General features: G+C 73.0%; 19 protein-coding genes. 5 read left to right on the top strand and 14 right to left on the bottom strand.

What is annotated here, in order from left to right; all coding sequences use genetic code 11:
* Positions 1 to 495: 495 nt before the first annotated feature.
* The 3 genes from glgB to QYM41_RS16075 all read right to left on the bottom strand — a co-directional run bounded on the left by glgB (position 496) and on the right by QYM41_RS16075 (position 8,864).
* A complete protein-coding gene (gene glgB, locus QYM41_RS16085; protein WP_368800784.1) occupies positions 496 to 4,431 on the bottom strand; it encodes a 1,4-alpha-glucan branching protein GlgB in 3,936 nt (1,311 codons plus the stop codon).
* A gap of 53 nt (positions 4,432 to 4,484) precedes the next feature.
* Positions 4,485 to 6,254, bottom strand: a complete 1,770-nt coding sequence (gene treS, locus QYM41_RS16080; protein WP_368800783.1) for a maltose alpha-D-glucosyltransferase — start codon at positions 6,252 to 6,254, stop codon at positions 4,485 to 4,487.
* 108 nt (positions 6,255 to 6,362) lie between these two features.
* A complete protein-coding gene (locus QYM41_RS16075) occupies positions 6,363 to 8,864 on the bottom strand; it encodes an alpha-1,4-glucan--maltose-1-phosphate maltosyltransferase (RefSeq protein ID WP_438612611.1) in 2,502 nt (833 codons plus the stop codon).
* Positions 8,865 to 9,022: 158 nt separating this feature from the next.
* On the opposite strand from QYM41_RS16075, the gene glgP reads away from it, so the two are divergent.
* A complete protein-coding gene (glgP, locus tag QYM41_RS16070) occupies positions 9,023 to 11,620 on the top strand; it encodes an alpha-glucan family phosphorylase (RefSeq protein ID WP_368800782.1) in 2,598 nt (865 codons plus the stop codon).
* Between the two features lie 172 nt (positions 11,621 to 11,792).
* Here the strand turns inward: glgP and glgX are convergent, their stop codons facing one another.
* Genes glgX through QYM41_RS16040 form a run of 6 tightly spaced genes read right to left on the bottom strand, consistent with a single transcriptional unit; the run spans position 11,793 to position 18,316 of the window.
* The gene (gene glgX / locus QYM41_RS16065) at positions 11,793 to 14,012 is read right to left on the bottom strand and encodes a glycogen debranching protein GlgX (RefSeq protein WP_368800781.1); all 2,220 of its coding nucleotides are present in this window, start codon (positions 14,010 to 14,012) and stop codon (positions 11,793 to 11,795) included.
* Positions 13,999 to 14,976, bottom strand: a complete 978-nt coding sequence (rlmB, locus tag QYM41_RS16060; RefSeq protein ID WP_368800780.1) for a 23S rRNA (guanosine(2251)-2'-O)-methyltransferase RlmB — start codon at positions 14,974 to 14,976, stop codon at positions 13,999 to 14,001. Before rlmB ends, glgX begins: the two co-directional genes overlap by 14 nt.
* Before the next feature lie 35 nt (positions 14,977 to 15,011).
* Positions 15,012 to 16,442, bottom strand: coding sequence for a cysteine--tRNA ligase (cysS, locus tag QYM41_RS16055; protein WP_368800778.1), 1,431 nt, complete (start codon positions 16,440 to 16,442; stop codon positions 15,012 to 15,014).
* A gap of 35 nt (positions 16,443 to 16,477) precedes the next feature.
* Positions 16,478 to 16,969, bottom strand: a complete 492-nt coding sequence (gene ispF / locus QYM41_RS16050) for a 2-C-methyl-D-erythritol 2,4-cyclodiphosphate synthase (RefSeq protein ID WP_368800777.1) — start codon at positions 16,967 to 16,969, stop codon at positions 16,478 to 16,480.
* Between the two features lie 4 nt (positions 16,970 to 16,973).
* Positions 16,974 to 17,825, bottom strand: coding sequence for a 2-C-methyl-D-erythritol 4-phosphate cytidylyltransferase (ispD, locus tag QYM41_RS16045; RefSeq protein WP_368800776.1), 852 nt, complete (start codon positions 17,823 to 17,825; stop codon positions 16,974 to 16,976).
* 8 nt (positions 17,826 to 17,833) lie between these two features.
* Positions 17,834 to 18,316: a CarD family transcriptional regulator gene (locus tag QYM41_RS16040; RefSeq protein WP_017831963.1), complete on the bottom strand. Its 483-nt coding sequence runs from the start codon at positions 18,314 to 18,316 to the stop codon at positions 17,834 to 17,836.
* A 155-nt stretch (positions 18,317 to 18,471) separates the two neighbouring features.
* Between QYM41_RS16040 and QYM41_RS16035 the strand changes: the two genes are divergently transcribed.
* Complete coding sequence (locus tag QYM41_RS16035; RefSeq protein ID WP_368800775.1) at positions 18,472 to 19,020, top strand: hypothetical protein; 549 nt, start codon at positions 18,472 to 18,474, stop codon at positions 19,018 to 19,020.
* Positions 19,021 to 19,104: 84 nt separating this feature from the next.
* On the opposite strand, the gene QYM41_RS16030 is transcribed toward QYM41_RS16035, so the two are convergent.
* Entirely contained in the window at positions 19,105 to 19,785 is a 681-nt protein-coding gene (locus QYM41_RS16030) for a winged helix-turn-helix domain-containing protein (protein ID WP_368800774.1), read from the bottom strand.
* Positions 19,782 to 21,050: a sensor histidine kinase gene (locus QYM41_RS16025; protein ID WP_368800773.1), complete on the bottom strand. Its 1,269-nt coding sequence runs from the start codon at positions 21,048 to 21,050 to the stop codon at positions 19,782 to 19,784. The genes QYM41_RS16030 and QYM41_RS16025 overlap by 4 nt, the downstream gene beginning before the upstream one ends.
* Before the next feature lie 220 nt (positions 21,051 to 21,270).
* Here QYM41_RS16025 and phoU point away from each other — a divergent pair, with 220 nt between their 5' ends.
* Positions 21,271 to 21,969: a phosphate signaling complex protein PhoU gene (gene phoU, locus QYM41_RS16020; protein ID WP_368800772.1), complete on the top strand. Its 699-nt coding sequence runs from the start codon at positions 21,271 to 21,273 to the stop codon at positions 21,967 to 21,969.
* 99 nt (positions 21,970 to 22,068) lie between these two features.
* On the opposite strand, the gene QYM41_RS16015 is transcribed toward phoU, so the two are convergent.
* The 3 genes from QYM41_RS16015 to QYM41_RS16005 form a co-directional block, all read right to left on the bottom strand.
* Complete coding sequence (locus tag QYM41_RS16015; RefSeq protein WP_368800771.1) at positions 22,069 to 22,827, bottom strand: phosphoglyceromutase; 759 nt, start codon at positions 22,825 to 22,827, stop codon at positions 22,069 to 22,071.
* 84 nt (positions 22,828 to 22,911) lie between these two features.
* Positions 22,912 to 23,226, bottom strand: coding sequence for a DUF2516 family protein (locus QYM41_RS16010; protein WP_368800770.1), 315 nt, complete (start codon positions 23,224 to 23,226; stop codon positions 22,912 to 22,914).
* Between the two features lie 10 nt (positions 23,227 to 23,236).
* Positions 23,237 to 24,406 (bottom strand): trans-sulfuration enzyme family protein, encoded by a 1,170-nt coding sequence (locus QYM41_RS16005; protein WP_368800769.1) that lies wholly within the window; start codon positions 24,404 to 24,406, stop codon positions 23,237 to 23,239.
* Positions 24,407 to 24,487: 81 nt separating this feature from the next.
* Between QYM41_RS16005 and tmk the strand changes: the two genes are divergently transcribed.
* Positions 24,488 to 25,207: a dTMP kinase gene (tmk, locus tag QYM41_RS16000; protein WP_438612610.1), complete on the top strand. Its 720-nt coding sequence runs from the start codon at positions 24,488 to 24,490 to the stop codon at positions 25,205 to 25,207.
* Complete coding sequence (locus QYM41_RS15995; RefSeq protein ID WP_368800768.1) at positions 25,204 to 26,343, top strand: DNA polymerase III subunit delta'; 1,140 nt, start codon at positions 25,204 to 25,206, stop codon at positions 26,341 to 26,343. Before tmk ends, QYM41_RS15995 begins: the two co-directional genes overlap by 4 nt.
* The last annotated feature ends 24 nt before the right edge of the window (positions 26,344 to 26,367 follow it).

The following is a 26,367-nucleotide window of genomic DNA, read 5'->3' as shown; positions in this document are numbered from 1 at the left end:
ACCCATCAACCGAAAATAAAAAATCGGTATCAACAAACATGGCACACTATTGAGTTCTCAAACAACAGACCGATCGACGTGTCGTACTTGACATCTTGCCGTCGGAGTGCTCTGCAACCTTAGCCCTTCCGGTCGGCCCCGGTCAATCTCGGGTGAACACTTGGTGACCCGATCGCGACGGTGCCGCCTTCCGGCGAAGCTCACAATCTCCCACCCTAACACGCTTCGGTGTCCGTGCAACTCTCCGGCTGCCCGGCCCGGGACGTCCGGGGTGGAATGCCGTCCCGTGGCTCTCCCGGAGGAGTTCCTCGCCGCGACGACTTGGAAGAAGTTACTCCCTTTCCCGGGTCCGCGCAAACCGGGTGCCGCGGGCCCGGTGTCCCCGGTCTGCCGGCCGTCTCGTCATGGAGGACGGACGGCGGAAGGGCCCGGATCCGAGGATCCGGGCCCTTCCGCTGCGCCGGTCGGTGCCCCGTGGGCGCGGACCGGGCCGGCTCAGTGCTCGGCCGGCTTGAGGTACAGCACCGCGAGCGGGGGGACCGTCAGCTCGACCGAGGCGGGGTTGCCGTTGTGGGCGCCCTCGACGGCCCTGACCTTCCCGAGGTTGCCCACCCCGGACCCGCCGAAGTGCTCGGAGTCCGTGTTGAGGGCCTCGACCCACTCCCCGGCCCACGGCAGACCGAGCCGGAAGTTCTCGTGCGGGTTGCCGGCGAAGTTCGCCACGCACACGAGCGGGTTGCCCTGCTCGTCCCAGCGGGTGAAGGAGAGGGTGTTGCGTCCGGCGTCCGCCGCGTCGATCCACTCGAACCCGGCGGGGTTGTTGTCCCGCTCGTACAGCGCGGGGGTCTCGCGGTAGATCGTGTTGAGGGTGCGTACCAGCTCCTGCACGCCCTTGTGCGGCGGGGTCTCGGAGAGCCACCAGTCCAGGCCGTGCTCCTGCGACCACTCCGACTCCTGCGCGTACTCCGTGCCCATGAAGATCAGCTGCTTGCCGGGGTGGGCCCACATGAAGGCCAGGTAAGCGCGGACGTTGGCGAGCTGCTGCCAGCGGTCACCGGGCATCTTGCGCAGCAGGGAGCCCTTGCCGTAGACGACCTCGTCGTGGGAGATCGGGAGCAGGAAGTTCTCGGAGAACGCGTACACCAGCGAGAACGTGAGCTTGTTGTGGTGGTAGTACCGGTTGACCGGGTCCTCCGCCATGTACTCGAGGGTGTCGTTCATCCACCCCATGTTCCACTTGAGCCCGAAGCCGAGCCCGTCCGCGTCGGTCGGGCGTGTGACGCCCGGGTAGGACGTGGACTCCTCGGCGATCATCACGATCCCCGGGGTGCGCTTGTACGCGGTGGCGTTGGCCTCCTTGAGGAACGAAATGGCCTCGAGGTTCTCCCGTCCGCCGAAGACGTTGGGCTCCCACTCCCCCTCGTTGCGGGAGTAGTCCAGGTAGAGCATGGAGGCGACCGCGTCCACGCGCAGGCCGTCCACGTGGAACTCCTCGAGCCAGTACGAGGCGTTGGCCACCAGGAAGTTGCGGACCTCATTGCGCCCGTAGTCGGGGATCAGCGTCCCCCAGTCCTTGTGCTCGCCCCGGCGCGGGTCGGCGTGCTCGTACAGCGGCTCGCCGTCGAAGCGGGCCAGCGCCCACTCGTCCTTCGGGAAGTGCCCCGGGACCCAGTCCACGATCACGCCGATGCCGGCCTGGTGCAGCGTGTCCACGAGGTAGCGGAACTCGTCCGGGCTGCCGAAGCGGGAGGACGGGGCGTAGTAGGAGGTGACCTGGTAGCCCCAGGAACCGCCGAACGGGTGCTCCGCCACGGGCATGAACTCCACATGCGTGAAGCCCTGCCAGGTGAGGTACTCGACGAGCTCCTTCGCCAGGTCCTTGTACCCGAGACCCAGGCGCCACGAACCGATGTGCATCTCGTAGACGCTCATGGGGGCGTTGTGCGGGTCGGTCGTCGCCCGCCGCGCCATCCACTCGTCGTCCTGGAACTCGTAGTCGGACTCGAAGACGCGGGAGGCCGTGGACGGCGGCACCTCGGTGCCGAAGGCCATGGGGTCGGCCTTCTCGCGCCAGCCCCCGTCCCGGCCGAGGATGCGGAACTTGTAGGTCGCCCCCGAGCCCAGGCCCGGGACGAAGAGCTCCCACACGCCCGAGGAGCCGAGCGAGCGCATCGCGTGCTCGCTGCCGTCCCAGCCGTTGAAGTCGCCGATGACCCGCACCGCCTGGGCGTTGGGCGCCCAGACGGCGAAGGCCACGCCGGTGATGTCGCCCATCGCCGAGGGGTAGCGGCGCACGTGGGCGCCGAGGACGGTCCACAGCGTCTCGTGGCGGCCCTCGCCGATGAGGTGCAGGTCGAGCTCGCCGAGGGTGGGCCCGAAGCGGTACGGGTCGTCCATCCGCTGGGGCTCCAGGTCCCGGTAGGTCACGTCCACGCGGTAGTCGGGGATCCGGCCCGGCTCGTGCGCGGGGACCACGCCCGTGAAGATGCCGCCCCACTCGTGCTCGAGCTCGAAGGTGCCGTCCTGCGTCACCACGGCCACGGCCGTCGCGAACCGTCGCAGCGTGCGCACGGTGACGCTGCCGTCCGGGTTCAGGTGGGCGCCCAGGACGCCGTGCGGATCGTGGTGCCGGCCCTCGGACACCGCGGCCAGCAGGTGCTCGGGGACGGGCACGGGTCCCGTGGGGGCCACGTCGTGTCCGGCCGGGGCGGTGCGGGAGGCCCGCCCGGAGTCGGATCGGTCCTTCGGGGTGCTGGCGCTCACTGCGTCCTCGATTTCCGTCCCCGGTTCCGCCGGGCTGAACCGCGCGGACCGGGAGCTGTCGTCGTCGTGGTCGGAGCCGGGCACGGGGACCGCACCGGCGGTATCAGGGTTCACGCTACGCGACCGGAGGCTCTCCAGCGAACGGCGCACCGCCGCGGCCGGAACGTCCACCCAGTCGGGCCGGTTGCGCTGCTCGTAGACGACCTCGTACAGGGCCTTGTCCAGCCACAGCGCCTGGAACAGGGGGGATCCGCGGTCCACCGGGTGCCCGGCGCCCTGCTCGTAGCCGGCCAGGAAGGCGTCGGCGGCGCGCCGGCCCCACTCCTGCGCGTCCGGGGCACCGGCCCGGGCGCCGAACGCGGCGGCGTAGTCGAAGGACCGCAGCATGCCGACGACGTCGCGCAGGGCCACGTCCGGCCGGGTGCGCTCCTCGATGGCCCGCAGGGGCTCCCCCTCGAAGTCCAGGACCTTGAACTGCCCGTCCTCGGTCTGCAGGACCTGCCCCAGGTGGTAGTCGCCGTGGATGCGCTGCAGCGGGGGCAGCTCCGGAACGTCGTCGAGGGACGTGATCAGCTGGTCGAGGGCGGCGGCGTGCTCCGAGAAGAGGGAACCGGTCTCGGTGCGGGCCCAGCGCAGGCGCCCGCCCAGGTCGTTCAGGAACCGGGCCCGGGCGGTGTCGTCGGGCACGTCCGTGCCGAACGCACGGCCCAGGTCGCGGTGCACGCGGGCGGTCGTGCGGCCCAGCTCCCGCGCCTCCTCGGAGAAGTCCTCGCCCTGCTCCGCGGCCTCGACGGCCCGCGCCCACGCGTCGGCGGAGCCCGCGAGGAACTCCGTGGCCACGGCCAGCTGGCCCTGCGCGGCGCTCAGCCCCGTGCGCCAGCGGGCGTCGAGCCAGCCGAAGGTGCTCGGCACCGCGGGGCAGCCCAGGGCGGTGAGCTCGCGGCCCACCTCGACGTCCGGGTTCTCGCCCTCCCCGACCACGCGGAAGAACTTCACGATCACGGCGTCGGCACCGGCCCGCCCCGTCGCCGGCGGGGTGAGGATCACCGAGGAGTTCGACTGCTCGCTGGAGATCACTCGGACCTGCTCGAGCGAGTCGACGGCGTAGGGGACGCTCAGCGCCTCGCCGTGGGCGCCGGTCACGGTCAGGCCCAGGGGGCCGGAGCCGGCGGACTCCCCGTCCTGCATCAGCCGGAGGACCGGGCCGACGAACACCGGGTCCCCGACCCCGTCGTAGACCCAGGGGCCTGCCACGGCGTCCTCCGCCCCGGGCAGCGGCAGACCCGTGCGGTGGGCCACCGCGCGGCCGGCGCGGGCGGCCCGCTCGCGGAGGAAGCGCGCGGCCCGGCGGGGCGTGGGCTCCTCCTCCGGGGCCCCGTCCGCCCCGGGGTCCTCGGCCGGTGCCAGCTCGCCGACGAGGAAGCGCTCGGCTCCCTCGAGGGGTGCGGCGCGGAAGGTCAGCGGCACCTGGAGCAGCTCGGTGCGCGCCCCCTCGGACGCCTCCAGCAGCACGATCCGGGCGCCCGCGCCCTCCTGGTCCGGCAGGGCGAGCTGGGCGACGACCCGCAGCTCCGCGCCGGCACCGCCCTCCGCGAAGGGGAACCACCGCTGCCGCGGCAGCCACCGGCGCAGGAGGTCGAGGAGCTCGTCGGGGTGCTGGTCGGTCATGGGATCGGATCCTTCCGGGACGGGCGTGGAGGTGGCCGGACGCAGGGACGCGCTCAGGACGTCGTGGTCGCGGTGATGATCGGCATGGCCGTGGTCTGGGGGTGCGTGCCGTCGTCGCGCGGGGCCGCGCGCAGGCGCAGCCAGAAGAAGTCCTGGCTGCCGAGGGTGATGCGGTACTCCCCGGCCTCGTCCACCTCGCCGAACAGGTCGCCGCCGAAGAGCTCGCGCAGCCCGCGGCCGGCGAACTGGGGCAGCCGGATCCGCGCGAACGCCGGGGTGTGGGCGAGGTTGAACAGGCACAGCACGGTCTCGCCGCGCCCGTCCTCGGTCTCGTCGTCGGGGAGCACGCGCAGGAACGCGAGCACGGAGTCGTGGTCCGTCTCCACGTTGACGTAGGAGCCGAGGCCGAAGGCCGGGTGCGCCTTGCGCACCGCGAGCATCTGGCGCATCCAGTGCAGCAGGGACGACGACGACGCCAGCTGCGCCTCCACGTTGACCTGGTTGTAGTGGTAGACCAGCGACTGGACCACGGGCAGGTAGAGCTTGCCCGGGTCCGCCTTGGAGAACCCGGCGTTGCGGTCCGGGGTCCACTGCATCGGGGTGCGGGACGCGTCCCGGTCGTCGAGCCAGATGTTGTCGCCCATCCCGATCTCGTCCCCGTAGTACAGGAACGGGCTGCCGGGCAGGGACAGGAGCAGGGCGTGGATGAGCTCGATCTCGGCGCGGGAGTTGTCGAGCAGGGGTGCCAGCCGGCGGCGGATGCCCACGTTGGCGCGCATCCGGGAGTCGGGGGCGTACCAGCCGAGCATCGCCTGGCGCTCCTCGGTGGTGACCATCTCGAGGGTCAGCTCGTCATGGTTGCGCAGGAACGTGCCCCACTGGGTGCCGCGGGGGATGTCGGGCGTCTCCCGCATGGTCTCCACGATCGGGCCGGCCTTCTGGTCCCGCAGCGCGTAGAAGATCCGCGGCATGATCGGGAAGTGGAAGCACATGTGGCACTCGGGGTTCTCCTCGCTGCCGAAGTACTCCACCACCTCGTGCGGCATCTGGTTCGCCTCGGCGACGACCACGCGACCTGGGTACTGCTCGTCGATCATGCGCCGCAGGCCGACCAGGAAGTCGTGCGTGCCGGGAAGGTTCTCGCAGTTGGTCCCCTCCTCCTCGATCAGGTACGGGATCGCGTCGGCCCGGAACCCGTCGATGCCCATGTCGAGCCAGAACTTCACCACGTCGTACACCGCCTCGACCACGGCGGGGTTCTCGAAGTTGAGGTCCGGCTGGTGGGAGAAGAAGCGGTGCCAGAAGAACTGGCGGCGGATCGGGTCGAACGTCCAGTTCGACTCCTCGGTGTCCACGAAGATGATCCGGGCGTCCTGGTACAGCTCGTCCGTGTCCGACCAGACGTAGAAGTCGCCGTAGGGGCCCTCGGGGTCCTCGCGGGACGCCTGGAACCACGGGTGCTGGTCGCTCGTGTGGTTGAGCGGGAGGTCGATGATCACCCGCAGGCCACGGGCGTGCGCCTCGGCCACGAGCCGCTTGAAGTCGCTGATCGTGCCGAACTCGTCGAGCACGGAGTAGTAGTCCGAGATGTCGTAGCCGCCGTCGCGCAGCGGGGACTCGAAGAACGGCGGCAGCCACAGGCAGTCGATGCCCAGCCACTGCAGGTAGTCCAGCTTGTCGATCAGGCCGGAGAAGTCACCGGAGCCGTCACCGTTGGCGTCGGAGAACGCCCGGACGAGCACCTCGTAGAACACCGCTTTGCGGAACCAGTCGGGGTCGTGGGAGATGCCGGGGGCGTTGAGCGAGTACGGCGAGAGGCTCATGCGGGGGTGCCGCCTTTCGGACAGGTGGGTCGGAGGCCTTCGGTGCTTGAGGAGGGGCCCTCCCGGGCAGTGCGCCCGGGAGGGCCCCGGCGGGGTGCGGTGGAGCCCCTACTTGACGTTGCGGCGGATGTGCAGGACGTGCGCGGGGTCGTAGTGCGGGTCCAGCCGCACGTAGTTGTGCGTGCCCCACTTCCAGGAGTTCCCGCTGAGCAGGTCGTCCACCCAGAAGCTGCCGTCCTCGTTGAAGTCCGCGTCGTCCAGGTTCAGGGACGCCAGGTCCAGCCACACGGTGCCCTCGCGGACCGCATGTGGGTCCACGTTGACGACCACGATGACCGTGTCCTTGTAGCTCGAGCCCCCGTGCCGCACCGTCTTGGTCTTCGAGTAGGCGACCAGGGCGTCATCGGACGTCGACTGCACGGTGAGGTTCTGCAGGTCGCCCAGCGAGGCGTGCCGGCGCCGGATCTCGTTGAGCCGCGTGAGGTACGGGGCCAGGGACTCGCCGCGCTCCTCCGCGCCGGCGAAGTCCCGGGGCCGGTACTCGTACTTCTCGTTGTCGACGTACTCCTCGGCACCGGCCCGGGCCACGTGCTCGTACAGCTCGTAGCCGGCGTAGACGCCCCACAGCGGGGAGCCGGTGGCGGCCAGGACGGCGCGGATCTTGAAGGCCGCGGGCCCGCCGAACTGCAGGTACTCGGTGAGGATGTCCGGAGTGTTGACGAAGAAGTTCGGCCGGTACACCGCCGAGGTCTCGTGGCTGACCTCCTCCAGGTACTCCTCGATCTCCTTCTTGGTGTTGCGCCAGGTGAAGTACGAGTAGGACTGCTGGAAGCCGACCCGGGCGAGACCCTGCATCATGGCGGGCCGGGTGAACGCCTCGGCCAGGAAGACGACCTCGGGGTGCTTGGCGTTGACGGTGCCGATCAGCCACTCCCAGAACCACAGGGGCTTGGTGTGCGGGTTGTCCACCCGGAAGATCTTGACCCCGTGCGAGATCCACAGCTCCACGATCCGGAGCACCTCGAGGGACAGGCCCTCGGGGTCGTTGTCGAAGTTGATCGGGTAGATGTCCTGGTACTTCTTCGGCGGGTTCTCCGCGTACGCGATGGAGCCGTCGGCGCGGGTGGTGAACCACTCCGGGTGGGCCGTGACCCAGGGGTGGTCCGGGGAGGCCTGCAGGGCCAGGTCCAGGGCGACCTCGAGGCCGAGGTCCCCGGCGCGGGCCACGAAGCCGTCGAAGTCCTCGAAGGAGCCCAGGTCCGGGTGGATCGCGTCGTGCCCGCCCTCGGGGGCGCCGATGGCCCACGGGGAGCCCGGGTCCTGGGGACCGGCCACCAGCGTGTTGTTGGGTCCCTTGCGGTGGGCGCGGCCGATCGGGTGGATCGGCGGCAGGTAGATCACGTCGAAGCCCATGGCCGCGACCCGGTCGAGGCTCTCGGCCGCGGTCCGGAAGGTGCCGGAGGTCCAGGTCCCGCTCTCGGCGTCGAAGGCGGCGCCCTCGGAGCGCGGGAAGAACTCGTACCAGGAGCCGCGGCCGGCGGCGGTGCGCTCGACCTTCAGCGGATAGCGGCGGCTCTCGGTGACGAGGTCGCGCACGGGCCGCTCGGCGACCACGGCCAGGACCTCGGCGGAGGTGCCGGCCTCGAGCCGGTGCTCGGCGGGCAGCTCGGCGTTGCCGAGCGTGCGCGAGGCCGAGCGGAACAGCTCGACGTCGGAGTCCGGGCGTCCCGGCTCCGCGGCGGCGCGGTCGAAGAGCACGACGCCCTCGGCCAGCATCAGGTCCACGTCCTGGCCCACGCCCACCTTGATCTCGGCGGCGTGGCGCCACGTCTCGAACAGGTCGCCCCAGCCCTCGACCGCGAAGGTCCAGGCGCCCTCGGAGGACGGCGTCAGCCAGGCCTCGTAGCGGTCGGTGCCGGGAGTCGTCAGGTGCATCGGCACGCGCTCGGTCTCCGCCCCCTGGGGGTCGTACAGCACCGCGGTCACGCCCAGGGCGTCGTGGCCCTCGCGGAACACGGTGGCGCCCACGCGGATCGACTCGCCCGGCACGGCCTTGGCGGGAAAGCGTCCGTCCTCCACCACGGGGCTCACGCCGACGACCGGGATCCGGCCGTACACGAGGTCCTCGCGGGAGAAGGCCGACCCGGCGGCCTTCCGGCGCGGGCTCGCCGCCTTGCGCGGAGTGGTGGCCTTCTTGGCGGTGGCCGTCCGGGTGGTGCCCGCCTTGGCCGCCCTGGCGGCAGGCGCCTTGGCGGCGGCCGGCGTCCCGGCCTCCGAGGCCTCGGCGGCGGGCGTCTTGGCCGCAGCTGCCTTGGCGGCCGCGGTCCGGGTGCTCGTGGTGCGCCGGGCACGGGTCTTGGGCTCCGCGGCCGGGACGACCTCGACGCCGGGCTCGTCCGGCACCGGCGCCGCGGTCCCGGCGTCCGCGGTCTTCCGGGTGGTCGAGGTGCGGCGGCGGGCCGGTGCCTTCCGCGCGGGCGGCTCGGCCGGGGCGGCGGCCGCGGCGTCGGGCACGGCGGGCGTCGTCGAGAGGTCGGGGGCGGGCGCGCCGGCCGGGCTCTGGGCCGGGTCGGACGGGGGCGGCGTGTTGGCTTGGCTCACCTGGACCACGTTAGCGACAAACCCGGCGATCGTTAAGCCCGCTGTCGACTCGTGGACGGTGTCGGCGCGCCCGCGTCCGGCGCCCCGGCGGGGACCGTCCGGCGCGCCGGGGGACGGATGGGCCGTGGTGCCCCCGTCCGGCGCCGCGGCACCGGTAGTCTGGCCGCGTGAAGGCAATCCGTAGATTCACCGTGCGCACCGTGCTGCCGGAGTCCATCGCCCCTCTGAGCCGGCTGGCGCGGAACCTCCGCTGGTCCTGGCACCGGCCCACCGAACAGCTGTTCGCGGACCTGAACCCGCAGGCGTGGGAGGCGGTGCACGGGGACCCCGTGAAGCTGCTCGGCTCCCTCACCCGGGAGGAGATCCAGCAGATCGCCCAGGACCCGGCCACCGTGCGCCGGATCCGGGAGCTGGACGCCGACCTGGAGCACTACCTCACCGACGACCTCTGGTACCAGAGGACCCAGTCGGAGGACGCCCCGAGGGCCATCGCCTACTTCTCCGCGGAGTACGGGGTCACCTCCGTGCTCCCCCAGTACTCGGGCGGGCTGGGCATCCTCGCCGGCGACCACCTCAAGAGCGCCTCGGACCTCGGCGTGCCCGTGGTGGGGGTCGGCCTGTTCTACCAGCACGGCTACTTCAAGCAGTCCCTCTCCCGCGACGCGTGGCAGCAGGAGTCCTACCCCGTGCTCGACCCGGACGGCATGCCGCTGACCCTGCTGCGCGAGGAGGACGGGACCCCCGCCCGGATCACCCTGCCCCTGCCCAACGGCCGCAGCCTCTCCGCCCACATCTGGCGCGCCGACGTCGGCCGCGTCCCGCTGCTGCTGCTGGACTCCGACATCCCGGACAACGACGACCACGCCCGCAACGTCACGGACCGCCTCTACGGCGGCGGCGGCGACCACCGGCTCCAGCAGGAGCTGCTGCTCGGGATGGGCGGGATCCGCGCCCTGCGGGCGTTCTCCCGGCTGACCGGCGCCCCGGCCCCGGAGGTCTTCCATTGCAACGAGGGACACGCCGGGTTCCTGGGCGTCGAGCGGATCGCGGAGCTCATGGCCCCCGCGGACGGGACGGCGCCCATGACCTGGGACGAGGCCCTGACCGCGGTGCGCTCGGCCACCGTGTTCACGACCCACACCCCGGTGCCCGCGGGCATCGACCGGTTCGAGCAGGCGCAGATCGAGCACTTCCTCGACGCGGGCCTCGCCCCGTCGGTGCCCACGGACAGGGTCCTGTCCCTGGGCGCCGAGGACTACGACGGCGGCGACCCCGCCAAGTTCAACATGGCGGTCATGGGCCTGCGCCTGGCCCAGCGCGCCAACGGGGTGGCCAAGCTGCACGGCGTGGTCTCCCGGGGGATGTTCCAGGGGCTGTGGCCGGGCTTCGACGCCGACGAGGTGCCGATCGGCTCGATCACCAACGGCGTCCACGTCATGACGTGGATCGACCCCCGCATGGCGGAGCTGGCGCTCGACCCGATGGGCCCGGACCTCAACCGGGCCGCGCGGTGGCGGCGGATCTACACCGCCGACGACGCCGAGCTGTGGTCCGTCCGCCGCGAGCTGCGCACCCGCCTGGTCGAGGACGTCCGGGCCCGGCTGCGGGCCTCGTGGAAGAAGCGCGGGCTCGCGGACGCCGAGCTGGGCTGGACCGACTCGGTCCTCGACCCGGGCGTGCTCACCATCGGCTTCGCCCGCCGGGTGCCCACGTACAAGCGGCTCACGCTCATGCTGCGGGACCCGCAGCGGCTCAAGCGGATCCTGCTGGACCCGGAGCACCCGGTACAGCTCGTGGTCGCGGGCAAGTCCCACCCGGCCGACGAGCAGGGCAAGCGCCTGATCCAGGACCTCGTGCGCTTCACGGACGACCCCGAGGTGCGGCACCGCATCGTGTTCCTGCCCAACTACGACATCGCGATGGCCCGGACCCTGTTCCCCGGCTGCGACGTCTGGCTGAACAACCCGCTGCGCCCGCTCGAGGCCTGCGGCACGTCCGGGATGAAGGCCGCCCTCAACGGCGGGCTCAACCTGTCCGTGCTCGACGGCTGGTGGGACGAGATGTACGACGGCCAGAACGGCTGGGCCATCCCGACCGCCGACGAGGGCGCGCACCCGGACGAGCGCGACGACATCGAGGCCGCGGCCCTCTACGAGCTCATCGAGAACCACGTGGCGCCGCGCTTCTACGGCGAGACCGCCGAGGGCTCGGACCCGAACACCGACGGCGTGCCGCACCAGTGGCTGGCCATGGTCAAGCACACCCTGGCGACGCTGGGCCCGCAGGTCTCCGCCAAGCGCATGGTCGAGGACTACGTGCGGCAGCTCTACGTCCCCGCCGCCGTCTCCGGCCGGCTGGCCGCCCGGGACGGCCACGCGGCCGCCCGGGCGAAGTCCCGCTGGGTCGGTCGCGTGCGCCAGGCGTGGGAGGAGGTCTCGGTCGAGCACGTGGACACCGAGGGCGTGGCCCAGGACCCCCAGATCGGCGACGAGCTCACGGTGTGCGCCTACGTCTCCCTGGGCTCCCTGAGCCCGGAGGACGTGTGCGCGGAGGTCGGGTACGGCCGGGTCTCGGAGACGGACCACATCCACGAGCGCAAGTACGCGAGCCTGAGCCCCGTGGGCGATCTCGGCGGCGGCCGGCACAAGTTCTGCGGGATCATCACCGTGGACCGCTCCGGCCCCTTCGGCTACACCGTCCGGGTGCTGCCGGCCCACCCCGAGCTCGCCGACAAGGCGGAGCTGGGCCTCGTGACCAACGCCTGACCCGGCCGGCGCCGCGGCGCGCCGGGCAGCAGGGGCCGCACCCGGCGTCGCCGGGTGCGGCCCCTGCTGTTCCCGGGCCCTGTCCTGCCCGGGAGCGGCGACTCCGCGTCCGTGCGGCGCCCACACCGGCGGGGCCCGGACCGGCGGCGCCCGGGCTCCGCGGCCGTGCGGCTCAGAGGACGCGGAAGAGGGTCACCGAGCCGGCGGGCACGCCCTGCGCCTGGCCCGCCCGGTAGCGCGTGCCGTAGCGGCCGTGCAGCACGGAGGCCGTGCTGTGCACCAGGGAGTAGGTGCCGTCGGCCTTCCCGAGGGGGTGCCCGTCCTCCTCCGGGTGCACGAGGTCCGCGAGGTCCGGGAAGGTGATCGCCATGTCGGCGCTCGCGCCGTTGACCACCATGAGCCCGGCGACCCGGCCGCCCCGGGAGCCGATCAGCACCTGGATGGTCCGGGCCCCGGGGGTCTGCCAGCCGGTGGCGGTCATGGCCGAGCCGTCCGGGCCGAACCAGTGCATCATGACCTCGTCGGGACGGGTCGGGAAGTGGGACGGCTGCCCCGCCAGGAACTCCCCGCGCACGCCCACCAGGGCGCGGGTCGCCGCGAGCATGGCGCGGTCCGCCGGGGTGAGCCGCCAGTCCACCCAGGACAGCTCGTTGTCCTGGCAGTAGGCGTTGTTGTTGCCGCGCTGCGTGCGGCCGAACTCGTCCCCCGCGGTGATCATCGGCACGCCCTGCGAGAAGAGCAGGGTGGCCATGACGTTGCGCATGGTCTGGGCCCGGTCGGCCCGGACCCGCACGTCGCGTGCCGGGCCCTCCACGCCGTGGTTCCACGAGTGGTTGTCGTTGGTCCCGTCCCGGTTCTTCTCCAGGTTGTCCTGGTTGTGCTTGTTGTCGTAGGAGACCAGGTCTGCCAGGGTGAAGCCGTCGTGGGCGGTCACGAAGTTCACGGACGCCAGGGCGCTGCGCCCGGACGCGGCGAACATGTCCGCGGAGCCGGCGAGGGCCCCGGCCAGCCGCGCGGCGTTGCCCCCGTCCCCGCCCAGGCTCATGCTGCGCGGCCCGGTGAGCCAGAAGTCCCGGACGGTGTCCCGGAACCGGTCGTTCCAGTCCGCCCACCCCTCGGGGAAGTGACCGGTCTGCCAGCCGCCCATGCCCACGTCCCAGGGCTCGGCGATGAGCTTCGTGCCGAACAGGGCGGGGTCCGCGCCGACGGCCACGAGGAAGGGGTGGTTGCGGGTGAAGCGGTGGCGCTCGTCCCGGGCCAGCTCGGGGGCGAGGTCGAAGCGGAAGCCGTCCACGTGGCAGCGCTCCACCCAGTAGCGCAGGGAGTCCAGTGCCATGTGCACCACCCGCGGGTTGCCGAAGTTCACCGAGTTGCCGCACCCGGTGACGTCCACGTAGCGGCCGTCCTCGCCGTGGCGGTAGTAGGCCTCGTCGCCGAGTCCGCGCCAGCAGTAGGCGGGCTCCTCCTGACCGGCCTCCGCGGTGTGGTTGTAGACGACGTCGAGGTAGACCTCGAGCCCCGCACGGTGCAGGTCCCGGACCATGGCCTTGAACTCGTCCAGCACGCCCTGGGGGCCGCGGGCCCGGGCGGCCTCGGTGGCGTAGCCGGCGTGCGGGGCGAAGAAGCCCAGCGTGTTGTAGCCCCAGTAGTTGCTCAGCCCGAGGGCCGTGAGGTGGGGTTCGTCCAGATGGGCGTGCACGGGCAGCAGCTCGACGGCCGTGACGCCCAGGGACGTGAGGTACTCGGTCATCGCGGGGTGCGCGAGGCCGGCGTAGGTGCCCCGGAGGTGCTCCGGGACGTCCGGGTGCAGAGCGGTCAGACCCTTGACGTGCGCCTCGTAGACGACCGTGTCCCGCCAGGGGGTGGCGGGGCGGCGGTCCTCGTCCCAGTCGAAGTCCTGCTGGACGACCACGGAGACGTAGCGCCCCCCGTAGGCGTCGGGACCGGGGTCCTCGACCCCCGGCGGCGGGGCGACCCGGCGCAGCCCCTTGCCGTAGGGGTCGAGCAGGATCTGCTGGGCGGCCGGGTCCGGGGCACGGTGCCGGGAGGCGACCGCCGAGTCGGCGGGGACGAAGCCGTACTCCGTGCCGGCGGGCAGGGCCGGGGCCTCGTCCCGGTGCCGCAGGTAGTCGAAGCCCGTCTCCGAGAGCCGCTGCTGATCGGCCGGCGGGACGGTGCCGTGGTGCACCCCGCCCGTGCGGCCGGTGAGCCGGCGCCGCTGCCAGCGCCCGCCGGGCAGCCGGTAGACGATGTCGACGTCGGGGATCCCGGGGGCGTAGACGGCCACGTTGGCGCTGCCGTCGCGCTCGTGGGAGGGGTGCACCCCGAGGGGGTAGGGGTGGGAGACGTACGGCCGACCGGTGTCCTGCCGCCGGGGCTCAGGAACCAGCACGACGTCGCGACACCTCGTACAGGGTGATGCCCACCGCCATCGAGGCGTTGAGCGACTCCATGGTGGAGTCGATGGGGATGGAGACGACCTGGTCGCAGTTCTCCGTGACCAGCCGGGACAGGCCCTTGCCCTCCGCCCCGACCACGACGACGAGCGGCTCGGTGGCCAGCTCGAGGCCGGGCAGCTCGACGTCGCCGCCGCCGTCCAGGCCGACCACGAAGTAGCCCATGGCCTTGAGCTCCTCGAGCGTGCGGTTGAGGTTGGCGGCCTTGGCGACGGGCACCCGGGCCGCGGCACCGGCGCTGGTCTTCCAGGCGGAGGCCGTGACGCCCACGGAGCGGCGCTCGGGGACGATCACGGCGTTGCCGGAGAACGCGGAGACGCTGCGGATGATGGCGCCGAGGTTGCGGGGGTCGGTGATCCCGTCGAGGGCCACCACGAGCGGGGGCCGGCGGATGTGCCGCTTCTCCCACTGCGTCATGAGCTTGCGGGCGGTCTCCACGGCGTCCTGGTACTCGTAGGCCGGCACCTGCAGGGCCACGCCCTGGTGCACGGCGTCGCTGGTGAGCCGGTCGAGCTCGCCCTTGGAGGCCTCGAGGATCGTGATCCCGCGCTCGGCGCAGAGCTGCAGGATCTCCCGGACGCGGTCGTCCACGTCGATCTTGCTCGCCGCGTGGAGGGCCTTGGCCGGGATGTCGGCGCGCAGCGCCTCGAGCACCGAGTTCCGCCCGGTGACCAGGTCCTCCTGGACCTTGCCGCGGGAGCGCGCCGGGCCGCGGCCGCCCGAGCTCTGGCGGCGCTCGGCGGCCTTCTTCATCTTGTGCGCCTTGTGGTACGGGCGGTCCTCGGCCTTGGGGGTGGGACCCCGGCCCTCGAGGGCCTTGCGGCCGTGGCCGCCGGTGCCGACGAGCGGGCCCTTCTTGTTCTTGCGGATCGCGCCGGGACGCTGCTTGGGGGTTGGCATGGGTTCCTCTGTTCGGTCGGTGTGGTGCGGCCCGGTCAGGCCACGGACCAGGTGGATCCGCCGGCGGCGTCGCGCACCGCGACGCCGGCCGCGGCGAGCTCGTCCCGGATGGCGTCGGCCCGGGCCCAGTCCTTGGCGGCGCGGGCCCGGTCCCGCTGGGCCAGCAGCGAGCGCACCAGGGCGTCGAGGGCCGCGTGCTCGGCGGCGTTGCCCGCGGCGTCCCCCAGGTCCATGAGATCGGTGAGCCCGAGCACGTCCGTCATGGCGCGCACGGCGCGGGCGTGCGGGGCGGCGTCCCCGCCCTCGGCGAGCGCGGAGTTGCCGGCCCGGACGGTCTCGTGCAGGACCGCGAGGGCCTGGGGGACGTTGAGGTCGTCGTCCATGGCGGCCCCGAAGGCGTCCGGCACGTCGGCCGGGGCGCCGGTGAGGTCGGGCCCGCCGCCCCGGGCCGCGCGCAGGAAGGCCTCCACCCGCTCGACCGCGGCCGTGGCCTCGGCGAGGGAGGTGGGCCGGTAGTCCAGCACGGAGCGGTAGTGGGCCTGGCCGAGGTAGTAGCGCACGGCCAGCGGCCGGGCCTGGGCGAGCATCTCCGCCGGGGAGACGGTGTTGCCGATCGACTTGGACATCTTCTCGCCCGCGTAGGTGACCAGCCCGTTGTGCAGCCAGAGCGTCGCGAACCGCTGCCCGGCCGCCGCCGACTGGGCCAGCTCGTTCTCGTGGTGGGGGAAGCGCAGGTCCAGTCCGCCGCCGTGGATGTCGAAGTGCTCGCCGAGGTACTTCGCGGCCATGGCCGAGCACTCGAGGTGCCACCCGGGCCGGCCGGCGCCCCAGGGCGAGTCCCAGCGGGCGGTCTCGGGCTCCCCCGCCTTGTGCCCCTTCCACAGCGCGAAGTCGCGGGGGTCCCGCTTGCCGCGGGGGTCGGCGTCGGGGGCGTCCTGCATGTCGTCGACCGACTGGTGGGTGAGCTCGCCGTAGCGCTCCCACGAGCGGACGTCGAAGTAGACGTCCCCGGAGCCGTCAGGCGCCGGGTAGGCGTGCCCGGCGTCCACGAGGGTGCGGATCAGGGCGTGCATCTCGGGCACGTGGCCGGTGGCGCGCGGCTCGTAGGTGGGCCGGCCGACGCCGATGGCGTCGTAGGCGGCGTTGAACGCCTGCTCGAACCGGTAGGCGAGGGCCCACCACGGCTCGCGGGGGTGATCGCCGGCGTAGTCGGGGGCGAAGGACGCGGCCGAGTTCGCGAGGATCTTGTCGTCGATGTCGGTGACGTTGCGCACGGCGGTGACCCGGTAGCCGCGGTGGGCGAGCCACCGGGCGAGCTGGTCGAAGACCAGGGCCGAGCGGACGTGACCGATGTGCGGCATGCCCTGGACGGTGGCGCCGCAGTAGTACAGACGGGCCTCGCCGGGGTGGGCGGGCGCGAAGTCCCGCACGGTCGCGGTGGCGGTGTCGTAGAAGCGCAGAGTCACACGCCCCATCATAGGGGCGGGCGGTGGCGCCCCGGTCAGGCCCGGCGCGCGTCCGCGGGCGCGACCAGCGCGGTGGCCACGGCCGCGAGGCCCTCGCCGCGGCCCGTGAGCCCGAGGCGGTCGGAGGTCGTGGCGCTGACGGTGACGGGCGCGCCGGCCGCGGCGCTGAGCACGGCCTCGGCCTCGGCGCGCCGCGGCGCGAACCGCGGCCGGTTCCCGATCAGCTGCACGGCCACGTTGCCGATCTCGAAGCCGGCCGCCCGCACGATCCGGGCCGCCTCGGCGAGGATCCGCGCCCCCGAGGCACCCTGCATCTCGGGACGGTCCACGCCGAAGTTGGCGCCCAGGTCACCCGTGCCCGAGGCCGAGAACAGGGCGTCCGCCGCGGCGTGGGCCACGACGTCCCCGTCCGAGTGCCCGGCGAGGCCCCGCTCCCCCGGCCACTCGAGGCCGGCGACCCACAGGGGCGTGCCCTCGGGACCGAAGGCGTGGACGTCCACGGCGATGCCGGTGCGGGGCAGGATCACGGGCTCAGTGCTCCTCGGGCTCGGAACGGTCGGGCCAGGAACGGCCGGGATGGGAGGGGCCGGCCGCGGCGGTGACAGCGGTGACGGGCACCGTGCCGGCCGTGCCGGGCGCACGTCCGCGCAGGACGGCCTCGGCCAGCACCAGGTCGAGCGGACGGGTGATCTTGAAGGCGTGCTCGTGGCCGGGCACGGTGAGCACGGCGGCTCCCGGCGCGTGCGCCTCCACGAGGGAGGCGTCGTCCGTGACGGAATCCGGGTCCGTGCCGGCCTCGACGGCGGCGAGGTTCACCGCCCGGAGCAGGGCGAGGTCGAAGCCCTGCGGGGTCTGCACCGCGCGCAGCTCCGTGCGGTCCACGGTGCCGAGCGACCGGCCGGCGCGGTCGATCCGGCGCATCGTGTCCGCGACGGGGAGCACGGGGACCACGGCGCGCTCCCCAGCGCGCAGCCGGTCCACCACGGCGCGGAACACCTGCGGCGGGGTGAGGCACCGCGCGGCGTCGTGGACGAGCACCGCGGTGCAGCCGGGATCGGTGCGCCGGAGCTCGGCCAGGGCCGCTCGCACGGACTCCGCCCGGGACGCGCCGCCCGGAACGGGCCGTGCGCCGTGCTCCCGGGCGATCGCGGACAGCTCGACGTCGCCGGACGGCACGGTCACCAGGACGGGGCCCTGCAGCCCGGACTCCCGGATCCCCCGGAGCGCGTGCTCCAGGAGGGGCCGGCCGTGGAGCGGTACGAGGGCCTTGGGCATGCCGTGCCCGAGCCGGGTTCCGGAGCCCGCCGCCACGACGACGACGGCGAACCCGGCCTCCGAGGAGGCCGGGTCCGCCGATGTCGGCCGCTCGGTGCTGCCGCTCACGGTCCGGTTCAGGACGCCAGGATGTCGTCGAGGCGCTTCTCGGCCTCTTCCTCGTCGATCTTCTTGGCGAGCGCGAGCTCGGAGGTGAGGATCTGGCGTGCCTTCGTCAGCATCCGCTTCTCCCCCGCCGAGAGCCCGCGGTCGCGGTCACGGCGCCAGAGGTCGCGCACGACCTCGGCGACCTTGAGCACGTCGCCGGAGGCGAGCTTCTCGAGGTTGGCCTTGTAGCGCCGGGACCAGTTGCTGGCCTCCTCGGTGTCCTTCGCCTGCAGGACCGAGATGACCTTCTTGAGCCCGTCCTCGTCGACGACGTCGCGCACGCCCACCAGGTCGACGTTCTCCGCGGGTACCTCGATCACCAGATCCCCCTGGGTCACCTTGAGCTTGAGATACATCTTCTCTTCGCCCTTGACAGTGCGGGTCTTGATCTCCTCGATGGTCGCCGCGCCGTGGTGCGGGTAGACAACCGTCTCGCCAACCTCAAAAACCATATGGAAATACCCCTTTCAGAACGTCCATTCTAACACGGTGTAGGATTCGCCGATCCGGCCCGGACGGGCCCGGGAGGACCGGCGATGCGGACGTTCCGTCGGCAAACGGATAAGCTGGCCGGGTCATCGTCCTGAGCTCCCGAGGAGTACGCGCCGTGAAGATCGCCGCCCCCAAGTTGCTGCAGCGCGCAGGCCTCAGTGCCGCCGCCGCGGCCGCCCTGCTGTCCACCGCCGGATGCGCCTACATCAACCCTCCGGCCACGACCATGGCCTACTCCCCCGCGGACGGCATCGTGGAGCAGGTGGGGGACGTCAAGCTGACCAACATGCTGATCGTGGCCACCGCCGCCGACGCCGAGGGACGCGTGCTGGGCACGCTGGACAACGACGGCGACGAGGACGTCACCCTGTCGATGGACGTCGACGGCGCGACCGCCGAGGTGCGGATCCCGGCCAACGGCACCGTGGACCTGGAGGAGGCGGACCCGGTCGTCGTGGACCGCGCCGGCGCCGCCCCCGGCCTCATGGTCGAGACGGTGTTCACCGCCGACGGCGAGTCCCTGGTCGAGCAGGTCCCGGTGCTCGACCACACCTTCCCGCGCTACGCCGAGTTCGTGCCCGGCGGTGCGCCCAGCACCCCCGCCAACCCCTCCAACACGCCCGTGCCGCACCGCGAGATGGTGGGCGAGGAGGGCGGTCACTGACGCCTCCCGCCGGGGCGGGCGCTCGGACGACAGGGCCCGGAACCCCTCGGGGTTCCGGGCCCTTCCCGTGCGCGGGCCGCGGGCTCAGCCCTCGAACTTGTACCCCAGGCCCCGCACCGTCACGAGGTGCCGCGGGGCGGAGGGGTCGGGCTCGATCTTCGAGCGCAGCCGCTTGACGTGGACGTCGAGGGTCTTGGTGTCCCCCACGTAGTCCGAGCCCCAGACCCGGTCGATGAGCTGCCCGCGGGTCAGCACCCGCCCGGCGTTGCGCAGCAGCATCTCGAGCAGCTCGAACTCCTTGAGCGGCATGGCCACCTTCTCGCCGTGCACGCTGACCACGTGCCGTTCGACGTCCATCCGCACGGGCCCGGCCTGCACGGTCGCCGAGACGAGCTCCTCGGGCTCGCCCTGCCGGCGCAGCACGGCACGGATCCGAGCCACGAGCTCGCGCGACGAGTACGGCTTCGTGACGTAGTCGTCGGCCCCGAGCTCGAGCCCCACGACCTTGTCGATCTCCGCGTCCTTGGCGGTGAGCATGATGATCGGCACGGAGGAGCGCTGCCGCACCTGCCGGCACACCTCGGTGCCGGACAGCCCCGGGAGCATGAGGTCCAGCAGCACCAGGTCGGCCCCGGAGCGGTCGAACTCCGCCACGGCGTCCACGCCGTTGTCGACGACCTCCACCTCGAACCCCTCCTTCCCGAGCAGGTAGGAGAGCGGGTCGCTGAGGGACTCCTCGTCCTCGACGATCAGGATGCGGGTCACTGTCGGTCCTCCGTGCTCCCGGCGCGCGCCGCGGGGGCGGCGGGCCGTGGGGTCGATGCCACTGGGCGGGACGGTGCCGGTTCCGGCACCGGGCGGGCGGCCGCGCCGGGGGCCGGCGGTGCGGCCTCCCCGGGCTCGTCGGCGCCCTCGATCTGGGGGATGCTGAGGGTGAACGTGGACCCGCGGCCGGGCTGGGACCACAGGGTGGCCTCCCCGCCGTGCTGGGACATGACGTGCTTGACGATGCTCAGGCCCAGCCCGGTGCCGCCGGTCCGGCGCGAGCGGGCGGCGTCCACGCGGTAGAAGCGCTCGAAGATCCGGTCCTGCTCCTCCTCCGGGATGCCCGGCCCCTGGTCGGTCACCGAGATCTGAGCCATCCCGTCCCGCTCCCGGACGCCGACGCCCACCCGGGTGCCCTCCGGGGAGTAGTGCACGGCGTTGTCGATGAGGTTGCGCAGCGCCGTGACGAGCAGGTCGGGGTCCCCGAACACGGGCCGGGTGACGCGCCCGCCCACCGCGATGTCGATGCCCTTGTTCTCGGCGGGGAACCGGTTGCGGTCCACGGCGTCGGCGATCACCTGGTTGAGGTCCACGGGCCGCCCCTCGGTGACCACGTCGGCGCCCTGCAGGCGGGAGAGCTCGATGATGTCCTGGACCAGGGCGGTCAGCCGGGCGGACTCCTTGTGCAGGCGCTGGGCGAAGCGGCGCACGGCCTCCTCGTCCTCGGCGGCGTCCTCGATCGCCTCGGCCAGCAGCCCGATCGCCCCCACGGGCGTCTTGAGCTCGTGCGAGACGTTCGCGACGAAGTCGTTGCGGATGGACTGCGCCCGGACGATCTCCGTCTGGTCGTCGGCGAGCAGCAGGATGTACTCCTCGGCGATGGGGGCCACCCGGACGTCGAGGACCACCGACCCCGTCTGGAACGGCCCGCGGGTCAGCTCGACGCGCCGCTCCTCGATCACGCCGCTGCGGCGGGCCCGGCGGATCATCTCGAGCATCTGCTCGTGCACCACGGTGTGCCCGCGGACCAGGCCGAAGGCGTAGGCGGCCGGGGAGGCGCGCACCACGCCGTCGACTCCGTCCACGACCACGTAGGCGCGGCCGATGACCGCGAGCACGTCGGCGGTGCCGTCCGGCAGCGTGGGCTCCTGGACGTCGGCGCGGGCGCGGCGGCTGCGGCTGCTCACCCGCAGGGCGATCAGCCCGCTCACCCCGAGGGCGAAGCCGAGCAGACCCGCGGCGACGGCGATGGCGGTGGGAGTCACGGATCCAGCTTAGGCACTCGGCGGCGCGGGGACCCCGCACCGGACGTCACGAGCTACAGGTTCAACGAACGTTCATCCTAAGATGAGCAAAAGTTCACTCCTGGCTGTGACGGTGGCGGCGGGTGTGCTCGCACCCGGCCCCCACGTCATCCGTCCCGCTCCGCGCCGTGCCCCGGCCGCGGCGGCAGCGGACGTCGCCGCATCTCGAAAGGACGCATCAGTGCGCAAGGTTTTCCAGGCAGAACTCCACCAGGTCGGTGAGGAGCTCATCCAGATCGCGACGCTGGTGCGCGAGGCCCTCGCCAGCGCCAAGGACGCGCTGCTCGACGCGGACATCCAGCTGGCCGAGGAGATCATCTCCAACGACGCCCGGATCGACTTCCTGCAGAACGACCTCGACGAGCGCTCGATCGACATCCTGGCGCTGCAGAGCCCCGTGGCCTCGGACCTGCGGATGATCGTGGGCGCGCTGCGGATGAGCGCGTCCCTGGAGCGGGCGGGCGATCTCGCCCGGCACCTGGCCCAGGCCGTGCGCCTGCGCTACCCGGAGCCGGTCATCCCGGAGCCGCTCGTGGACACGTTCACCCGGATGTTCGACCTCGACCTGCAGATCGTGGACCGGGTGATCCAGGTGCTCCAGACGCGCGACCTGTCCCTGGCCGACGACATCTACTCGCTCAAGGGCGAGGTGAACAAGCTCCACCAGTCCGTCTTCGACGCCCTCGCCGCGCCGAGCTGGGACTGCTCGGTGCCCACCGCCGTGGACGTCACCCTGTGCTCCCGGTACCTGGAGCGCATCGGGGACCACGGGGTCTCCGTGACCCGCAAGGTCTCCTACCTCGTGACCGGGGACTGGGTCCCGGCGAGCTCCGACCGCCCGACCGGCCACGGCCACGTGGGCCGCGACGGCGGCGAGTGACGCCCCGCCCGGGCGCGCGCCGAGCCGCGTCCGGGCACGAGCAGAGGGGCCGGACCCACCGCGGTGGGTCCGGCCCCTCTGGTTTGCCGCCGGTCCGGGCTACTTCTTGCCCTGGTTGGCGACCGCCTGGATCGAGCTCGCGGCGGCCTCGGGGTCGAGGTACTCGCCGCCGGGCACGAGTGGGCGCAGGTCCTCGTCGAGCTCGTAGTAGAGCGGGATGCCCGTGGGGATGTTCAGGGCCGCGATGTCCTCGTCGGAGATGCCGTCGAGGTGCTTCACGAGCGCGCGCAGGGAGTTGCCGTGCGCGGCGACGATCACGGTGTGCCCGGCCCGCAGGTCCGGCACGATCTCCTGCTCCCAGTAGGGCATGAAGCGGTCGAGGACGTCCTTGAGGCACTCGGTGCGGGGGGCGTTCTCGACGTCGGCGTACCGGGGGTCGCCGGCCTGGGAGTACCGGTCGGAGTCGTCGAGCTCGGGCGGCGGGACGTCGAAGGAGCGGCGCCACGTCATGAACTGCTCGTCGCCGTACTCCTCGCGGACCTGGGTCTTGTCCTTGCCCTGCAGCGCACCGTAGTGGCGCTCGTTGAGCCGCCACGACCGCTTCACGGGGATCCAGTGCCGGTCGGCCCGGTCCAGCGCCAGGTGGGCGGTGGTGATCGCCCGGCGCAGCAGCGAGGTGTGCAGGACGTCCGGGGCGATCCCCTTCTCGACGAGCAGCTCACCGCCGCGGACGGCTTCCTCCCGCCCCTTGTCGGTCAGGTCCACGTCCACCCACCCGGTGAACAGGTTCTTCTCGTTCCAGTCGGACTGTCCGTGCCGGAGCAGGACGAGCTTGTGCGGTGCTGATTCGGTAGCCATGGCGCCATTCTTCCATCCGGGCGGCGGCCCGGGACAAGCGGGTGCGCCCGCCGCGCCCCGTGTCGCGCGCTCAGGGACGGGCGGTCACCAGTTGTTGGGGCCCTTGGACTCCAGGCCCACGGCCGGGCGGACGTCGGCGAGGTAGACGCCCACGGCGGTGCCCGCGATGAGCAGCACGAACAGGCTGGGCCGCAGGAGCAGCAGCGTGAGGACCGTGAAGGCGAGGGAGCCGCCCGTGAGCGCGAGCCAGAAGCCCTTGGTGCGCTTGAAGGCGCGCTGGAACTGCACCGGCGCCTTGGTCAGGCAGTCCACGAAGGCCCACACGGCCAGGCCGGCGACCACCAGCGCCAGGGCGATGTCGATGAGGCGCACGAGCAGGAAGACCCAGGGAATGTCCACGACGCCCACCCTACCGGTCGATCCCGGACAGGGCGCGGTCCAGGTCCTCCCAGAGGTCCTCGACGTCCTCGATGCCCACCGACAGGCGCAGCAGCGTCTCCGGGACGCTGTGCGGCTCCTCGTGGTGGCGCCGCCGCCGCTCGATCAGCGACTCCACCCCGCCCAGGGAGGTCGCGGGGGTCCACACGCGCAGCGCGTCCACGGCCGCCTCCACGGCGGCGACGTCCCCGGCAGGGACGATCGCCACGATCGAGCCGAAGCCGTCCATCTGCGCGGCGGCCCGCTCGTGGCCGGGGTCCCCGGGCAGGCCCGGGTAGCGGACCTCGAGCACGGCCGGGTGCTGCCGGAGGCGGCGGGCGAGCTCACCGGCGGAGGCCGCGGAGCGCTCGACCCGCAGCGCCAGGGTCCGCATCCCCCGCAGGGCCAGCCAGGCCTCGAACGGACCGGGGATGGCCCCGTGCAGGGAGCGGTGCCCCTGCAGCCGGGCCCGCAGGGCGGGGTCCGAGGTGACGGCCGCCCCCAGGACGACGTCGGAGTGCCCGGCCAGGTACTTGGTCACGGAGTGCACCACGATGTTGGCGCCGTGGACGAGCGGGCGCTGCAGGAGCGGGGTGGCGAAGGTGTTGTCCACGCACGTGAGCACGCCGCGCGCCCGGGCCGCCGCGAGCAGCGCCGGGAGGTCGGCGACCTCCAGCATGGGGTTGGTGGGGCTCTCGAGCCAGAGCAGGTCGGCGGTGTCGAGGGCGGCCACGACCTCCTCGGTGTCCGCGACGTCCACGGTGGCGAGGGTGAGCATCCCGCGCGCCTCGAGGTCCTTGGCCAGGGCCAGGGAGCCCTGGTAGCTGTGCCGGGGCAGCACCAGGTGCCCGCCGGCGGGCACGAGCGCGAGCACCGAGGCCACCGCGGCCAGGCCCGACGAGTAGAGCAGCCCGGGCAGCTGCGCCTTCTCGAGCCGGGCCAGCACGCCCTCGAGGTCCTCCCACGTGGGGTTGGTGTAGCGCCCGTAGGTGCGGTCCTCGGCGTCGAGGCCGCCGGAGCCCCGGTAGGTGGAGGTCAGGACGATGGACGGGCCGACCGGCGCGTCGTGCTCCGGTGCGGGCCGGCCGCCCGCGACCAGCACGGTGTCCGGGCGGAGGCCGGCGGGGCCGTGGGCGGGCGGGATCTCGGGGCGCGCAGTCATGCCCCCAGGCTAGCGGGCCGCGGCGTCCCCATCCCGCGCGCGGACGGCGGCACTGTCCGCGCGGGTCGATAGGCTGGGTCCGTGACCGTCCGACCGCCCTCCGCCCCTCCGCCCGTCCCCGACCCGGGCGCCGCCCCCGTGCCGTCCGCTCGCGGGCTCTTCGTCGTGTTCGAGGGCGGGGACGGCGCCGGGAAGTCCACGCAGGTCGCCCGGCTGGTGGAGGCCCTGCGGGCCGAGGGGCACGACACCGTGCGCACGAGGGAGCCCGGGGGGACCCCGCTGGGCGAGACGCTGCGGGGCCTCGTCCTGGACCCCGCGCACGGGCCCCTGGACGCCCGCACCGAGGCCCTGCTGTTCGCCGCGGCCCGGGCCGCGCACGTCGCCCAGCTCATCCGCCCCGCGCTCGCCGCCGGGCGGACCGTCGTCTGCGACCGGTTCGCGGACTCCTCGGCCGCCTACCAGGGGGCCGGGCGCGGCCTGGGCGTGGACCGTGTCGCGGAGCTCAACGCGTGGGCCGCGGCGGGGCTCGTGCCGGACCTGACCGTGCTGCTCGACGTCCCGGCCGGAACGGGGCGGGCCCGCCGGGAGGCGCGCGACGGCACCCCGGGCGACCGGCTGGAGACCGAGCCCGACGCCTTCCACGACGCGAACCGGGAGGCGTTCCTGGAGCTCGCCGGGCGGGCGCCGGAGCGCTACCTGGTGCTCGACGCGACCCGCCCGGCCGGGGAGATCGCCGACGCCGTGCGCGCCCGCCTGGCGCACCTGCCCCGGTCCGCGCGGGCGGCGGAGGTGGGCGCGTGAGCGTGTGGGACCAGCTGCTGGGCCAGGACGCCGTGGTGGCGCAGCTGCGGCGCGCCGCGCAGGAGGACCGGCCCCACCACGCCTGGCTGTTCACCGGCCCGCCCGGTTCGGGGCGCTCCAACGCGGCCCTCGCGTTCGCGGCGGCCCTGCTCTGCGAGCAGGAGGATCCCGCCGAGCGCGGGTGCGGGCAGTGCCACGCGTGCCGCACGGTCCTGGCCGGATCCCACGCCGATCTCACCCACTTCGTCACCGAGAGCCCGCAGATCACCATCGACGAAGCCCGGGAGCTCGTGGTCCGCGCCCAGGACCGGCCCTCCGTGGGCCGGTGGCGGGTCATGGTGGTCGAGGACGCCGACCGGATGGTGGAGCGCACCTCGAACGTGATGCTCAAGGCCGTCGAGGAGCCGCCGCCCAGCACGGTCTGGCTGCTGTGCGCGCCGAGCCCCATGGACGTGCTCGTGACGATCCGCTCCCGCTGCCGGCCGGCCACCCTGAAGGTGCCCGCCGTGGAGGACGTCGCCGAGCTGCTGATCCGCCGGCACGGGGTGTCCCGCGAGCGCGCGCAGGAGAGCGCCCGGCTGGCGCAGTCCCACGTGGGGATCGCCAAGCGGCTGGCGCTCTACGACGACGCCCGCACCCGGCGCCAGGAGGTCGTCTCCGTGCCGCTGAAGCTCTCCGGGGTGCCGGACGCGGTGCGGGCGGCGGACCGGCTGCACAAGATCGCCGTGGAGGAGTCCCAGGCGGACGCCGAGTCCCGCAACGAGGAGGAGCGCAAGCAGCTGCTCGTGGCCCTGGGCGCCCCGGAGTCCGGGCGGGTGCCGCCGGCCATCCGCGGCGCCCTCAACCGGCTCGAGGCCGACCAGAAGCGCCGTTCCCGGCGGATCCAGACGGACACCCTGGACCGCTTCCTCATCGACCTGACCACCTTCTACCGCGACGTCCTGACCCTCCAGCTGCGCACCGGCTCGGCCCTCGTCAACGAGCACCTGGCCCAGCAGCTGCAGGACCACGCCTCCAACACGACCCCCGAGCGGACGCTGCAGCGCATCGACGTGATCAGCCGGACCCGGGACCGGATCCGCACCAACGTCAGCGCGCAGCTGGCCTTCGAGGCCATGGCCGTCTCCCTGCTCTGACCCCCTCCTGCCTCCCCCCCCCAC

This window comes from Kocuria oxytropis, assembly GCF_040981195.1.
In the GTDB taxonomy this organism is placed as follows: domain Bacteria; phylum Actinomycetota; class Actinomycetes; order Actinomycetales; family Micrococcaceae; genus Kocuria; species Kocuria oxytropis.
This window is presented reverse-complemented; position numbering and strand designations above follow the sequence as displayed.

Coding starts and splice junctions, on each gene's coding strand:
- glgB (WP_368800784.1), bottom strand. CDS start 4,431: ATGACCGACCAGCACCCCGACGAGCTCCTCGACCTCCTGCGCCGGTGG.
- treS (WP_368800783.1), bottom strand. CDS start 6,254: ATGAGCCTCTCGCCGTACTCGCTCAACGCCCCCGGCATCTCCCACGAC.
- rlmB (WP_368800780.1), bottom strand. CDS start 14,976: ATGCCAACCCCCAAGCAGCGTCCCGGCGCGATCCGCAAGAACAAGAAG.
- QYM41_RS16040 (WP_017831963.1), bottom strand. CDS start 18,316: ATGGTTTTTGAGGTTGGCGAGACGGTTGTCTACCCGCACCACGGCGCG.
- QYM41_RS16015 (WP_368800771.1), bottom strand. CDS start 22,827: ATGGCTACCGAATCAGCACCGCACAAGCTCGTCCTGCTCCGGCACGGA.
- QYM41_RS16005 (WP_368800769.1), bottom strand. CDS start 24,406: ATGACTGCGCGCCCCGAGATCCCGCCCGCCCACGGCCCCGCCGGCCTC.